Origin of the sequence: Vibrio sp. TRT 1302, from assembly GCF_050113875.1 — a bacterium.
GTDB lineage: Bacteria > Pseudomonadota > Gammaproteobacteria > Enterobacterales > Vibrionaceae > Vibrio.
Genome location: NZ_JBNJOF010000028.1, coordinates 1 through 14,504, shown reverse-complemented (window position 1 = coordinate 14,504; position 14,504 = coordinate 1). Strand labels below are relative to the sequence as shown.

General features: G+C 44.9%; 12 protein-coding genes. 4 read left to right on the top strand and 8 right to left on the bottom strand.

Annotated features, from left to right (window positions below):
- Positions 1-6 precede the first annotated feature (6 nt).
- On the top strand, positions 7-459 hold the full coding sequence (locus ACQEXP_RS19825) for a DoxX family protein (RefSeq protein WP_426971335.1): 453 nt from the start codon (positions 7-9) through the stop codon (positions 457-459).
- Here the strand turns inward: ACQEXP_RS19825 and ACQEXP_RS19820 are convergent.
- Together ACQEXP_RS19820 and prlC are read right to left on the bottom strand one after the other, a co-directional pair.
- On the bottom strand, positions 456-674 hold the full coding sequence (locus ACQEXP_RS19820; protein WP_269378108.1) for a hypothetical protein: 219 nt from the start codon (positions 672-674) through the stop codon (positions 456-458). The two genes, ACQEXP_RS19825 and ACQEXP_RS19820, sit on opposite strands and share 4 nt — an antisense overlap.
- Before the next feature lie 100 nt (positions 675-774).
- The gene (gene prlC / locus ACQEXP_RS19815; RefSeq protein WP_426971334.1) at positions 775-2,817 is read right to left on the bottom strand and encodes an oligopeptidase A; all 2,043 of its coding nucleotides are present in this window, start codon (positions 2,815-2,817) and stop codon (positions 775-777) included.
- 184 nt (positions 2,818-3,001) lie between these two features.
- On the opposite strand from prlC, the gene ACQEXP_RS19810 reads away from it, so the two are divergent.
- Entirely contained in the window at positions 3,002-3,841 is an 840-nt protein-coding gene (locus ACQEXP_RS19810) for a 23S rRNA (adenine(2030)-N(6))-methyltransferase RlmJ (protein ID WP_269378110.1), read from the top strand.
- A 185-nt stretch (positions 3,842-4,026) separates the two neighbouring features.
- The gene (gorA, locus tag ACQEXP_RS19805) at positions 4,027-5,382 is read left to right on the top strand and encodes a glutathione-disulfide reductase (protein WP_269378111.1); all 1,356 of its coding nucleotides are present in this window, start codon (positions 4,027-4,029) and stop codon (positions 5,380-5,382) included.
- A 55-nt stretch (positions 5,383-5,437) separates the two neighbouring features.
- On the opposite strand, the gene ACQEXP_RS19800 is transcribed toward gorA, so the two are convergent.
- Entirely contained in the window at positions 5,438-6,334 is an 897-nt protein-coding gene (locus tag ACQEXP_RS19800; RefSeq protein WP_426971333.1) for a response regulator, read from the bottom strand.
- 105 nt (positions 6,335-6,439) lie between these two features.
- Between ACQEXP_RS19800 and ACQEXP_RS19795 the strand changes: the two genes are divergently transcribed.
- On the top strand, positions 6,440-7,198 hold the full coding sequence (locus ACQEXP_RS19795) for a chromosome partitioning protein ParA (protein ID WP_426971332.1): 759 nt from the start codon (positions 6,440-6,442) through the stop codon (positions 7,196-7,198).
- A gap of 21 nt (positions 7,199-7,219) precedes the next feature.
- Here ACQEXP_RS19795 and ACQEXP_RS19790 read toward each other — a convergent pair whose 3' ends face one another.
- From ACQEXP_RS19790 to ACQEXP_RS19770, 5 genes are all read right to left on the bottom strand, one after another.
- Positions 7,220-8,158 (bottom strand): SPOR domain-containing protein, encoded by a 939-nt coding sequence (locus ACQEXP_RS19790; protein WP_426971331.1) that lies wholly within the window; start codon positions 8,156-8,158, stop codon positions 7,220-7,222.
- Between the two features lie 169 nt (positions 8,159-8,327).
- The gene (locus ACQEXP_RS19785; RefSeq protein WP_426971330.1) at positions 8,328-9,266 is read right to left on the bottom strand and encodes an ABC transporter permease; all 939 of its coding nucleotides are present in this window, start codon (positions 9,264-9,266) and stop codon (positions 8,328-8,330) included.
- Positions 9,267-9,268: 2 nt separating this feature from the next.
- Positions 9,269-10,246, bottom strand: a complete 978-nt coding sequence (locus tag ACQEXP_RS19780) for an ABC transporter permease (RefSeq protein WP_426971329.1) — start codon at positions 10,244-10,246, stop codon at positions 9,269-9,271.
- A gap of 184 nt (positions 10,247-10,430) precedes the next feature.
- The gene (locus ACQEXP_RS19775) at positions 10,431-11,984 is read right to left on the bottom strand and encodes an ABC transporter substrate-binding protein (protein ID WP_269378117.1); all 1,554 of its coding nucleotides are present in this window, start codon (positions 11,982-11,984) and stop codon (positions 10,431-10,433) included.
- Between the two features lie 91 nt (positions 11,985-12,075).
- Positions 12,076-13,791 (bottom strand): dipeptide ABC transporter ATP-binding protein, encoded by a 1,716-nt coding sequence (locus tag ACQEXP_RS19770; RefSeq protein ID WP_426971328.1) that lies wholly within the window; start codon positions 13,789-13,791, stop codon positions 12,076-12,078.
- Positions 13,792-14,504: the final 713 nt, after the last annotated feature.

Genomic DNA, 14,504 nt, shown 5'->3' with positions numbered 1-14,504 from the left:
AACATTATGTCTAGCTCAATAAAAGACTTACTTGAGAGATATGACCAAGGAGTGGATAAGCTGCAAATGGCGTTTGTACCCCTGTTGCTTTTGTTCTGCCGCCTATGGGTTGCTTGGGTATTTTTTAATTCAGGGCTAACGAAAATAGCCTCTTGGGAAAGCACACTATTTTTATTTGAATATGAATATCAGGTGCCAGTTCTACCGTGGACACTGGCCGCCTATCTAGGTACTGCGGCCGAGCTTATTTTGCCTATCTTTCTAGCCCTCGGGCTGTTAGCCCGACCAATGGCGGCGGTATTGTTTGTATTCAATATTATCGCCGTCGTGTCTTACCCTGTTTTGTGGGAAAAAGGCTTCTATGACCACCAGTTATGGGGATTGATGATACTCATCGTTGTAGTTTGGGGGCCGGGGGCCATTTCAGCGGACAAACTTCTGCGCCGCAAGCTAGACTAATTTTCCGTACTCAAATCGTCTTTTACTGAGTTAACCGCATCTCGAGAAGCGTGTCCTATTGCTTTAGTGGTATCACGTGTGGCGTGACCAATCGCAGTTGTCGTATCACGGGTCGCATGACCAATTGCCGTACCCGCTTCTTTGAGCTCTGCACAGCCGCTCAACATCGTGATTAAAACAGCACTGAATAACAGTGTATTTGAAAATCTGAACATACTACCTCCATGTGACGAGTGCCGACATAGTAACAAAAAAGAGCATCGCTGTAGCAGCGATGCTCTTCATTATTGATACAGTTGTTATTTTTGAGATCGATTAAGCAGAAATACCCGCATGACGAAGTAATGCGTCAATCTGCGGCTCACGGCCTCGGAAACGCTTAAACAGTTCCATTGGCTCTTCACTGCCACCCATCTCTAGAATATTGTTCAGGAAGCTCTTACCCGTTTCAGTGTTGAAGATTCCCTCTTCTTCAAAACGAGAAAACGCATCCGCTGAAAGTACTTCTGCCCACAGGTAGCTGTAGTAACCCGCACTATAGCCACCAGCAAAGATATGACTGAAGCTGTGCGAGAATCGGTTCCATTCTAAGCTCGGTAGAACGGCAACTTTAGATTTTACGTCTGCCAATGTTTCAAGCACTCGTGGACCGATATCTGGGTCAAATTGAGTATGCAGAGTGAAATCAAACAAACCAAATTCTAGCTGACGAAGAATAAACATCGCAGACTGGAAGTTTTTCGCTGCTAGCATCTTCTCTAGCATCTCTTTTGGCAAGGGTTCACCCGTTTCAAAATGGCCAGAGATAAAGGCGAGTGCCTCTTCTTCCCAGCACCAATTTTCTAAGAACTGACTTGGCAGTTCCACAGCATCCCAAGGAACACCATTGATGCCAGAGACTGCACCAGTCTCAACCTGAGTCAACATATGATGGATGCCGTGGCCAAATTCATGGAACAAGGTGACGACTTCATCATGAGTAAATAGTGCAGGTTTATCACCAACTGGACGGTTAAAGTTACAGGTCAGGTAAGCAACCGGTGTTTGCAGCTCACCCTGCTCATTGATGCGACGAACACGACACTCATCCATCCAAGCGCCGCCACGCTTATGCTCACGAGCATACAGATCGAGGTAGAAACTACCACGAAGCTGATCATCAGCGTCAAAAATATCAAAGAAGCGCACTGACTCATGCCAGGTGTCCACACCTTCACGCTCTTTAACTGTCATGCCAAAGACTCGATTTAGCACTTCAAACAAGCCACTCACCGCTTTTGCTTCAGGGAAGTAAGGACGCAGTTCCTCATCAGAAATCTGGAACAAATGCTGTTTCTGTTTCTCACTGTAGTAAGCGATATCCCATAAATTCAGCTCATCTACACCAAATTCACTTTTCGCAAACTGGCGTAACTCTTCAACCTCTCGCTCACCCTGAGGTTTTGCTTTACTTGCCAAATCGTTGAGGAAGCCAAGGACCTGCGACGGACTCTGTGCCATCTTGGTTGCTAACGACTTTTCACTGTAGGTGTTGAAACCCAACATACGTGCAATTTCAAAGCGCAGCTTCAATTGCTCATTGATGATTTCAGTGTTGTCCCATTCACCCGCTTTCGGTCCACGGTCTGATGCTCGGGTTACATAGGCTTCATATAGCTCTTTGCGCAGCTCTTGATTGTCGCAGTAGGTCATTACCGGAAGATAAGACGGAATGTCCAACGTCAGTAAATAGCCATCCAGCTCTTTCGCTTCAGCAGCGGCTTTGGCTGCCGCCAGTGCCGACTCAGGCATACCTGCCAACTGTTCTTCATCTTCAATGTGCTTAGTCCAGCCCATAGTGGCATCAAGCACATTGTTGGAGAACTTCGACCCTAACTCAGACATGCGCTTACTGATTTCGCCATAGCGATGCTGTTCATCGGCTGGTAAACCAATCCCAGACAACTCAAAATCGCGTAACGAGTCGGTGATCGTTTTCTTCTGCGCTTGAGTTAACGAAGCAAAGTCTTCACTCGCTTTCATTGCTTTATACGCTTCAAACAGACCTTTGTGCTGACCAACCCAAGTGCCATATTCAGATAAAAGCGGCAGACAGCTCTCGTACGCGTCACGAAGCTCATCACTGTTCATGACTGAGTTCATATGGCTGACAGGAGACCAAATACGACTTAAGTGATCATCCACTTCTTCAATCGGCGCAACAAGGTTGTCCCATGTTGGTTCCGTATTACCCGCCAAAACCTGTTCAATTTTAGCGCGGCAATCAGCAATCGCCTTTTCTACCGCTGGCTTAACATGTTCCGGTTTAATCTGAGAAAATGGAGGCAAATCGGTAAAGTTAAGAAGTGGGTTCGACATAAATCATTCCTTTTTTTGGATAACGCAAACCTAGATAAAATTGGCTATCTAGAGCATGTTGGTCTGTGTTAATTCTTATTGGTCTTAAATAGTAAATATAGGTAGGTTCAGCAATTTTCAATAGTAACGTATACTAACTACCATCATTCATCATGCTCTTTGCACCTATTCTGAGAGAAATATTTTGTTAAGTTACCGCCATAGCTTTCACGCAGGCAACCATGCCGACGTAATTAAGCATATTGTTCAAAGTCTTATCCTCGACTCTTTGAAGCAAAAAGAGAAGCCGTTTGTCTATCATGACACCCATTCAGGTGTAGGTCGCTACGATCTGACCCACGAGTGGTCAGAGAAAACGGGTGAGTACAAGCAAGGCATTGCACGCGTTTGGCAACAAAATGATATCCCAGACGACATTCACAGCTATTTAGATTCGATTAAAGTGCTGAACAACGGTGACACGCTACGTTACTACCCTGGTTCACCTCGTGTTGCTCGTGCGCATTTACGTCAGCAGGATCGTATGGTACTGACTGAGCTGCACCCAGCCGATCACCCATTGCTCGAGCAAGAATTCCATCGTGATCGTCAAGTGAGCATCTACAAAGAAGATGGCTTCAAACGACTAAAAGCCAGTTTGCCACCGCAAGAGCGACGTGGTTTGGTGCTAATTGACCCTCCCTACGAGCTGGCTAAAGAGTACCGTGATGTAGTGCAGGCAATTTTCCAAAGCTATAAACGTTGGGCGACGGGTATCTATGCCATTTGGTATCCTGTGGTTAACCGTTGCGATATCGAAGATATGATTGAAGGTCTACAAGGTCTTGGCATTCGTAAGATTCTTCAAATCGAACTCGGTGTTGCGCCAGATACCAATGAACGCGGTATGACTGCCTCTGGCATGATTGTCATTAACCCGCCTTGGAAACTGGAAAGCCAAATGCAGGAAATTCTGCCGTTTCTTAAGCAAGCAATTGCGCCAGCGACGGGTCACTATAAAGTGGAATGGATTGTTCCTGAATAAATCGACTGGCGGCGTAACCGCACCAAGATAAAAGCGAAACAACGCAGAAAAATTAAGCAGGATAGATTGAGTTCAACCGATCTATCCTCCATATCTACAATAACAAAATTATTATTTGCAGGATGCTTGCGACCTGACTCGCCAGAATGAGCCGAGTCCCTGCACCTCAGAACATGGAGAAAGTCATGGCGACTCATTTTGATTACATCTGTATCGGCGGCGGCTCAGGCGGCATTGCATCAGCAAACCGTGCGGCAATGTACGGCGCTAAAGTAGCCCTAATTGAAGCTCAAGACCTAGGTGGCACGTGTGTTAATGTTGGCTGTGTTCCTAAGAAAGTGATGTGGCACGGAGCCCAAATTGCTGAAGCAATGCATTTATACGCGGAAGACTATGGTTTTGATGTTGATGTAAAAAGCTTTGACTGGAGCAAGTTGGTTGAAAGTCGTCAGGCATACATCGGTCGTATTCACGAATCTTACGATCGCGTTCTTGGCAACAATAAAGTTAATGTCATCAAAGGCTTTGCTAAATTTGTCGACGAAAAAACCGTTGAAGTGAACGGTGAACACTACACCGCTGACCATATCCTGATTGCCGTGGGTGGACGCCCAACGATTCCGAACATCCCTGGTGCAGAATACGGCATCGACTCTAACGGTTTCTTCGAACTAAACGAGCAACCAAAACGTGTTGCTGTTATTGGCGCTGGCTACATTGCGGTTGAAATCGCAGGGGTACTGAACGCTTTAGGGACAGAAACGCACCTATTCTGCCGCAAAGAATCTCCGCTACGTAGCTTCGACCCAATGATCATTGATACTTTGGTTGAAGTGATGGCAGCAGAAGGTCCAACTCTGCATACTCACTCAGTACCGAAAGAAGTGGTAAAAGAAGCGGATGGCAGCCTGACTCTGCACCTAGAAAATGGCAATACACAAAACGTTGACCAATTAATCTGGGCTATCGGCCGTCATCCTGCCACCGATGCGATCAATCTTGCATCGACTGGCGTACAAATCAATGATCACGGTTACATCAAAGTAGACGAATTCCAAGCAACTAACGTTCCTGGCATCTACTGTGTTGGCGACATTATGGAAGGTGGTATCGAACTCACTCCTGTTGCGGTTAAAGCGGGTCGTCAGCTTTCTGAGCGCCTGTTTAATAATAAACCAAACGCTAAGATGGACTATGAACTCGTACCTACGGTTGTATTCAGCCATCCACCAATCGGTACTATCGGCCTAACGACTCAGGAAGCAGAAGAGAAGTACGGTAAAGAGAACATCAAGGTCTATACTTCTGGCTTTACAGCGATGTACACAGCCGTCACTAAGCATCGTCAACCATGTAAAATGAAGCTGGTATGTGCTGGTGAAGAAGAGACTGTCGTTGGCCTACATGGTATCGGTTTCGCGGTAGATGAAATGATCCAAGGATTTGGCGTAGCGATGAAGATGGGCGCAACTAAAGCAGATTTTGACTCTGTTGTGGCTATTCACCCAACGGGCTCTGAAGAGTTTGTAACAATGCGTTAATCGCATAAGTCTTGAAAAGGATGCCTCGGCATCCTTTTTTATTACCCTATATCATTTAGAAACCAACTAAAGTCACTTTCCCCAACGCCATATCGCCAAACTGGCAAGCAAAATCGATTCGTTTACCTGCTTCTTTGCCATACAGTGTTTTTAGCTTATCAAATACTTCAGGTATGTAACTGACGTTCTTGAGGCGTAAGCTCTTACGCGTTTGGCTATCAAGAAAGGCGAGAGCGGAAAGCGAGAGCACTTTTTGACACCCATCCAGCATCGCTTTACCAACCAGTTTACTCTGCAGAGCCTGAGAAATATCCTGAGTCGAAACTCCATTCGCCGCTTGTGACAAGATACATATTGCTGGCAAATCTAGCATGGCAACCGCTCTTGGACGCTGTGTGGCACTATCCTCATACACGGCTAACAAACAGGGAATTTTACTTTCATCGAATGGCTCTGGAGGCAACTGACACAATACCAACTTTTCACCCAACTCGCGTTGCAACAGCTTTTCGAGTTGAGAGAGTTTTGGTAATGCCAACTCTTTGTGGACTTCACCAATAGAGTCCAAGGTTTTCTTACTTTCCTCCACACCTTGAACCAAAGGCAGTAAGAGTTTATGCAGATCGGCATCTTCAAATGGCTTTGTAAGAACAAAACTTGCCCCTGCATCTTTGGCTTGTCGGATTTGCAACTGGTCATCGACCGTCGTGATCATCCCGACTTTTATCTCGTCACCCAGCTTCATCAGTTCGTTAATCAAGGTAAGACCCGACATTTCAGGCATATACCAATCGGTTAGCACAATCTCAGGATGCCACTCCTGAGCAATCTTTATTGCTTCGCGAGCATCGCAGGTTTTTTTGATCGATAGACGGCAGTAACCAAAGCTTTCTAAGCCTCGCCTGACAATCTCCAATGTCGCTTTACTGTCATCTACTATCAAGATTTTCACGAGCTGACGTACCCCAAAAGAACAGAACTGTCTAAATTATAGGCATATTTTTTTAGACCAACTAAACTTACAGACGACAAACCTCTCAGCTTACGATATTAATTCATGGATTTAGCACAACTGATGACCTCAGAAAATCTAACAGCCCTTGCGATTGACCTCGGGCTACTGGTGCTTTTGGGCTGGTTTATCATCCTGCTGCTGATCTTACGAGAATTTCGTCATTTCGCGGCTCAGGTGACGGGAGGAAATAATCTCGATAAAGACACTTATGAACTTTGCCAAACTTCCGTCGATAACGCCTTGAACTACACCGCAGATAACAGTGATACGTTGAATGATCTGATCCTCATTCAGCAGGCTCTAGAGGCTCAAGTTACTCAAATTAAGATGGCTAAGAATGAGCTCAGCGATCAGGAACAAGCTTCCATTGATGAACTAAATCTAAAACTCAGCAAGTCGCACAAGTTAATTAAAAAGCTCAAAGGCGACTTAGATAAAAGCGTCAAAGGACTACGTCAGGCAAGAAACAAGCTACTCAAACAAACAGATACAGTGGATGAGCTTCAGCAAGAAAAGAAACAGCTTGAGAAACAGTTCGAACAACTAGAGCAGGAATATATTCAGATTACCGAAGCGGGTGGTACCGATAACTTAGCGAAAGAGCTGCAAAAAGAGAAACAGCAGATGCTAGCGACCATCGAAGCTTACAAACAGAAGTTAGCCGAAAAAGGCGATGTCGATTCTCTCACCGCAAAACTAGAGGCATCTCAACAGCAATTGCATCATATGACAAAAGAGAAGGACTTTGTTGAAAAGAAATACCTCGAACTGGTGCAAGAGTCGCAAACAAAAAATCAGTAGCCCACACTACTGATTTTTCCTCTACTTCACACAAACCACGTTGAGCAGCGACGTTCCTTTCAATTGGTTGACCTTACCACTGCTAAATAGGCCTGTTTTTTCAGCGCCCCAATAAGGCAAATGGACTGGCCATTCATCTTTTGTCATCACATTCGAGTCAAGGAGAGCCTGCCACTCTGACGCTGTCGCCATACGCATTTTCATACGGTAACAAGTTTTGTACGCGCCTTCATAGTCTAAGCGATTCCAAGGGATCTCATGTTCCATATAAAACTGTTCGTCTTTAAACATCCAATATGGAACGACATACTCCACTCCCGCTATCGATGCTGAACGACGAACAGTAATGGATTTATCTTCTGCTGGTTCATTCTTCGCTTTAGGCTGAGGAACCACCGCTGGCTGAGCTTTGGCTGGCGCGGGAATCACTGTCGTCGCTTGACCTTTACCCTGATTCAACTCACTGACAACCGGTTTAGGTTTAGGCGGCTGAGTTTTTGGCTTAGCACTGGGCTTCTTAGCGGAAGCCCCTTTTACAATTTCACGAATGAATGATTGCTGATAGCCAGATTGCTTCTGAACTTTATCTAAATCTTGTCTAGCCGTGATGAAATCCTTATATGGACCAATGAGACAGCGGTAGGCTTTTGCCTCCGGCTTATTCCATACATCCGTCGTAATATGAGGATAGATTTTCTTAGCCTGGGCAACCGAAAATGGCTGACTAAAAACACCGCACTGAATCCAAAACGTCGATTCTTGGCCTACTGGCTTGGATTTGCCCCACAAACCTTTCCCTATTGGACAAGTCTGATCCAAAAGCGGTAACTCATTCGCCGATGCCTGAGTTGCATCGCAAAGGAATTCTTCTGCCAAGGTTGGTAATGACACGGTAGGCAACGCCAAGATTGCTAGAAAAGACCAATACTTGAAAAATGATTGCTTCGGCTTTGAGGCCATATCTATACCCATACTATCTAAACTAATCTAAGTGTACTCACCTAGGATGATAACTATAGTGACGCAGTAGAGGTTTTACTGCCCAGAAAATGAGAATGCAAAAAAAGAGCCGTAATAGATTACGGCTCTTAGTTTAGTGAGTTTTTTATCGCCAAATCTTAGGCTTGGATCACCCTTTGTAGATTTTTGGGTTAAATACATCACGTAGCCAGTCACCAAGCAGATTGATAACTAGAACCAATGTGACCAGCACAACACCAGGAAATGCTGTAATCCACCAAGCACCAGAGAAAATGTAGTTAAATCCAATACTGATCAACGCCCCAAGCGACGGTTGATCTACCGGCAATCCTAAGCCTAGGAACGAAAGTGCCGCTTCAGACATGATAGCGTTTGCCACCTGAACGGTAGAGATAACCAAGATTGGAGATAGACAGTTCGGCAGAATATGGCGGAACATGATACGTGGCGCCTTAAAGCCCATTACACGTGCCGCTTCTACGTACTCTTTCTTCTTCTCGGCAAGCACGGACGCACGAATCGTACGCGCATACTGAGGCCACTCAGCCACACCGATGATAACCACCAGCATCACCACAGCATATTGGCTATAAAAGTCACTACCGAAGCTCGCCTTAAAAATGGCAGAAACGATGATAGCAACCATCATGGTTGAGAAAGATAGCTGCACATCAGCGAAACGCATCAGGAAGCTATCAATACGTCCACCGAAGTAACCTGCTGATAGACCAATTATGATACCAAGAACTAACTGCAAGCCTACTGCTAGAAAGCCGATAGTCAGCGATAGACGAGAGCCGTATAGGATCGTAGAAAGGATGTCACGCCCCTGCTCATCAGTACCAAGAACAAAGCGCTCGTCACCACCGTCCATCCAAGATGGTGGCAGTTCAGAATCCATGATATCGATGGAGGCAAGATCGTAAGGGTCTGTCGGTGCCAATATAGGTGCGGCTAACGCCATGACTAAAAACATCATAAACACAGTAAAGCTCGCCATCGCAACTTTATCGCGTTTGAAATAGTACAAGAAATCCGATTGTATGAAACGCTCCCAATGAGAAGGAGCAGCTGTTGTTTGACTCATGATTATGCTCCTTTACCTGTCAGGTTTACCGTCGGGTTGATGATGCCGTACAGCAAATCAACAATAGTGTTGGTTACAACGAAAATCAGACCAACAAAAATGACGTACGCAGTGATAAGTGGTGTATCAACACGGTTGATTGCCTCTAGGAAAAGGAAACCTGTACCAGGCCATTGGAAAACCGTTTCAGTCAGGATGGTATACGCAACCATAGTACCAATCTGTACACCACCTACGGTAAGCACAGGTAGCATGGTGTTCTTCAATGCGTGCTGGTAATAGATTTTATTCAGAGCCAGACCTTTCGCTTTGCCAAACTTGATGTATTCCGAGCTTAGTACTTCAAGCATTTCAGAACGTACAAGACGAATAAACAGAGGTAGCATGATTGATGCGAGCGCGATACATGGCAAGATCAGGTGCGCTAAGCCGTCGAGAGTAAAATATCCAGATTCCCAGCCTAGAATATTTGCCGTCTCCCCGCGACCATAAGATGGTAACCAGTTTAGCTCTATCGAGAAGACGTACATCAGCATAATTGCGGTCAAGAACACCGGAATCGATATACCAATGCTACTGAAAGCCATCACCACTTTGGTAAATATGCTTTTTGGGTGGATGGCAGAGTAAACGCCCAATGGAATCGAACAAACAACGATAATCACCGTTGCGCCAAATACCAGCTCAAGTGTCGCAACCAACTTATCTAGAATGACTTCAACCGCAGGGCGTTTGAAGAAATAAGACGTACCTAAATCACCTTGTAGCGCTGAGGTTACAAAGCGAGTGTATTTTGTAATGAAGGGATCATTCAGACCCAGCTCGTCACGCAGAGCTTGACGCTCAGCTTCCGAAACTGATTGACCAACAAGCTCACGCAATGGGTCGCCGAGGTTATCCTGAATGGCAAACGCCACTAGACTGATCACAAACATCACTATCAGTGCCTGAAACAGGCGCTTGACCAGAAACGAAAACATTCCTTGCCCCTTAACTTTCCATAGATTTCAGTCTGCGAACCCGAATCCCTTTCACCGGCTGGGCAAAGAGGGCTGCTGGTCGCAATCTTCAGTCTTAAAAATGGCACTTAACCCGACTGAAACAAAGTTAAGCACCAAAAATTAGCGGGCATCTGCATGACGCAGATGCCCTACTTACTTCAACTTATTTAACTACTAGGTCACCGAAGTAAGGGAAGTCCATCGCATTCACGATTGGAGCGATATCTACATTAGATTTCGCACCCCATGCTAGGTTCTGCCAGTGTAGAGGAACAAACGCAGCTTCGTTGTACAGAGTCGCTTCTACTTTCTGAAGCATTTGTGCACGCTTAGCTGGATCCGTTTCTACGTTTGAATCCATAACAAGCTTGTCAACTTCAGGGTTTGAGTAGTGGCCACAGTTGTACTGACCTTTACCTGTTTCTTCGTTGCGAGTCATTGTTAGGAACTCAGAGAAGTTCGCTGAATCTTCTGTATCTGAGTGCCAACCGATCATCAGCATGTCTGCCGCACACTTATCAAACTCTGGCCAGTACTGCGCTTTAGGCATAGTTTTTAGATCAACCTTAATGCCAATCTTAGATAGCATCGCTGCCGCTGCTTGAGCAATTTTCGCATCGTTCACGTAACGGTTGTTTGGCGCCATCATAGTTAGCGTAAAGCCATCTTCGTAGCCAGCTTCCTTCATTAGAGCTTTCGCTTTCTTCAGGTCATAACGAGGCACTAGATCTGCACTGTAACCTGCGTAGCCTTCAGGGCCTTGTTGACCAGCAACAGTCGCGAAACCTTTCATGATTTTCTGAACAATACCTTCGTTGTTGATTGCATGAACAATCGCCTGACGAACGCGAACATCTTTAAGTGCTTCGTTGCTGTTTTGGTTCATTTGGAAGGTGATAATACGTGTACCTGGTAGTGTCACTAGGTTTACGTTTTTCGCATCTTCTACACGCTTGTGGTCATTTGGTGCTACGGGCGCGATCATATCTACGTCACCAGAAAGAAGAGCCGCTACGCGAGTTGCATCTTCCTTGATTGGAACAAGAGTTAGCTTATCAACATTACCTTTAGACTCTTTGTCCCAGTAACCAGGGAAGCGTTCAAACTCAACTTTAACGCCTTGCTCACGAGAAGTAACGATGAATGGACCTGTACCAGAAACGTTGGTCGAAGCGAATGAGTTACCGTGCTTCACAACTTCGCCTTTATCTTTACCGTCAGCCGTTGTACCTGAGTAGAACTTGCTGTCCATTGGGAAGATGTAAGTCGCAGTTTGTAGAACCAGTGGGTAAGCACCCTTAGAAACAAGTTCAACTGTGTAGTCGTCTACTTTGACCATCTTTTCATATGGTTCAAAGATAGCTTTAAAGTCTGGAGAATTTTTCAGACGCTCAAACGTCCAAACCACGTCATCTGCCGTTAGCTCGTTACCAGAGTGGAACTTAACGCCTTGACGCAATGTGAAACGGAATGTTGTCTCATCAACACGTTCCCATTTTTCTGCAAGACGAGGTTCAAAATCTAACTTTTGTGTGTAACGAACTAGTGGATCAAACACCATGTGAGACATTTGCAGTGTGCCGCCAGATAGCTGCTCATGCGGGTCAAGTGATACTGGATCTGCGTCATACGCGACGGTGATATCTGCTGCAGCTGCGCTAAAGCTTAAGCCTGCCGCCATCAAAGCCACTGCTAGTTTGCTTTTCATGGTTTTCATGCATAACTCCTTATGCGGGATTCATCCCTAGTTGTTGTATTTGCTTCTGTTTATGTCCCGTCAACCGATGTAGACGGGAAAGACTTACGACTTACGCCGTTTTTACTTCTTCTCTTAAGCCTGTAAATTCAGGCATTAAAGAAATCAGTTGTTTACTGTATTCGTGCTGAGGTGTTCTAAACAGCTGCTCAGTTGGGGCAACTTCCAATAATGTCCCCATTTGCATCACACCCACTCGATCGCACATCTGGCGAATGACTGGCAAGTCGTGACTGATAAACAGCATGGTAAGGTTCAACTCGTCTTGTAAATCTTTAAGTAGGTTAAGTATCTGTGCCTGTACCGACACATCGAGTGCCGATGTCGGTTCATCACAAATTAGCAAACGCGGGCGCGTCGCAAGTGCACGGGCAATCGAAATACGCTGACGCTGACCGCCTGAAAATTCATGTGGGTATTTCACCCCAGCCATCTGACCTAGACCAACGTGATCAAGTAGATCGTTAACGATCTGTCTGGTTTCTGCTTCACTGTTAGTCAACTTATGGAAACGAATCGGCTCTGCGATGATATCGAAAATCTTCATACGCGGATTCATTGAAGTGTATGGATTCTGGAACACCATCTGCATCTGGCGGCGTAAAGGACGGCGCTCTTTCTCAGATTTCAGTGATGTTAAGTCGATCCCTTCGAATGTTACCTTGCCTGAGTTAGGCGTATACAAACCAGCGATGACACGTGCAATAGTCGATTTACCCGAACCAGACTCACCAACTAGACCAAATGTTTCGCCTTCAAAGACTTCAAAGCTGACGTTGTTAGATGCTTGAACATATTCACGACGACTTTCAAATAACGAATCTTTAGTCACAAAACGTAGATTTACGTTTTCTACACTAAGCAGAGAGCCAGTGTATTCACGGTGATCCTGACTTTGACCTAGCCAGTGATTTTTTACATCTAGCGGCTCCATCTCATGAGCTTCTTCGATGTAACTTACCAATGGGAAGCGGTCCAGTTTCATATCTGAACGTGGAACCGCAGAAATCAAACTGCGTGTATAGGCGTGATCAGGGTCGCCAAGTACTTTTGTCGTAGGACCAAACTCAACCAAGTCCCCACGATACATAACCGCAACGCGATCAGTCACGTTGGAAACCACACCCATATCGTGTGTTACCAACATACAACCAACGTTGTTCTTAATACACAACTCACGAATAAGGGATAGGATCTGATCCTGAATAGAAACGTCTAATGCCGTCGTTGGTTCATCTGCAATGATTAAGTCTGGCTCACCTGCAAGCGCAATCGCAATAACAACACGCTGACGCATACCACCAGAGAACTGGTGCGGATACTGTTTTAAACGGTTTTCTGGTTGTGGGATACCCACCTGTTTCATTAGAGAAAGCGCACGCTTATAGGCTTCCTCATCCGTTACCTTCATGTTGGCATGAATGGTTTCTTTCAACTGCTGTTCAACGGTAAATAGTGGGTTTAGAGAAGTCATTGGATCTTGGAAAATAAATCCAATTTTTGAACCGCGAACACCGCGCATCTGCTCCGGACTTAGTCCAGAAATCAACTCACCATCTAGATAAACATCGCCGCTTGCAATTCGCCCTGGAGGGCTTAATAGATCGATAACCGCATTTCCAACGGTCGATTTGCCAGCGCCTGACTCGCCCACTACGCCGACGATTTCGCCACGTTCGATATTGAATGAGAGAGATTTAACTGCGGCATGAACACCATGACGCGAAGGGTACTCTATTCGAAGGTTTTTAACTTCTAAAAGTGACATTACCAGACCTCTACTGCTTTGGCAGCTTTCTGCCCTGTCTGAAAAGTGAATCCATTCATACCAGTCCTATACCTAGGTTTCGATACCAAAATTAGGTATAGCGTTCTGGTAATTTATAAGCTCATCAATTTGGCAAAAAATTCACAGAAAAGCAACAAATATAGGATAAAAAGTCGAAATAGAACAAGAAGCAAGCAGTTTTAGGAAATAAATATGCAATCACACTGGATCATTGCTCAATTCAAAAATCTTACACAAGTACTAAAAAGGCTTATTTTTAAATGCCTATAGTTATTTGATACTGCTTTTAGTTATAAGAAAACCAAAACAACAATAGAATAAAAATTCACACAATCAACCATTAAGTGCTTTAACAAAATAAAAACATAACACCAGTTAAAGAATAAAAAACCGAATTAAATCACAAATTAAAGCCATAAAGACGAAACTTATAACAAACAAAATCGCACAAAGTCAGACTAAAACACTAGCGTTTTTGTGCGAAATTTACTCACATCAAAGTAGGAATAATACAAACTGATGAATGGGACTTTATAACGATAGTTTGTTGGTTTATTCACTATTTCTCTAAGATTTATTGAAGGCAATGTTAAGGTGCGAAAAACAAATCTTTGAGATGCAAAAAAGCCCTAGTCTTTCGACTAGGGCTTCAATAGTGACCGGTGAAGAGCCATATTCTGAACATCGGACGA

Coding starts and splice junctions, on each gene's coding strand:
- ACQEXP_RS19820 (WP_269378108.1), bottom strand. CDS start 674: ATGTTCAGATTTTCAAATACACTGTTATTCAGTGCTGTTTTAATCACG.
- ACQEXP_RS19785 (WP_426971330.1), bottom strand. CDS start 9,266: ATGAGTCAAACAACAGCTGCTCCTTCTCATTGGGAGCGTTTCATACAA.
- ACQEXP_RS19775 (WP_269378117.1), bottom strand. CDS start 11,984: ATGAAAACCATGAAAAGCAAACTAGCAGTGGCTTTGATGGCGGCAGGC.
- gorA (WP_269378111.1), top strand. CDS start 4,027: ATGGCGACTCATTTTGATTACATCTGTATCGGCGGCGGCTCAGGCGGC.
- ACQEXP_RS19795 (WP_426971332.1), top strand. CDS start 6,440: ATGGATTTAGCACAACTGATGACCTCAGAAAATCTAACAGCCCTTGCG.
- prlC (WP_426971334.1), bottom strand. CDS start 2,817: ATGTCGAACCCACTTCTTAACTTTACCGATTTGCCTCCATTTTCTCAG.
- ACQEXP_RS19780 (WP_426971329.1), bottom strand. CDS start 10,246: ATGTTTTCGTTTCTGGTCAAGCGCCTGTTTCAGGCACTGATAGTGATG.
- ACQEXP_RS19770 (WP_426971328.1), bottom strand. CDS start 13,791: ATGTCACTTTTAGAAGTTAAAAACCTTCGAATAGAGTACCCTTCGCGT.
- ACQEXP_RS19825 (WP_426971335.1), top strand. CDS start 7: ATGTCTAGCTCAATAAAAGACTTACTTGAGAGATATGACCAAGGAGTG.
- ACQEXP_RS19790 (WP_426971331.1), bottom strand. CDS start 8,158: ATGGCCTCAAAGCCGAAGCAATCATTTTTCAAGTATTGGTCTTTTCTA.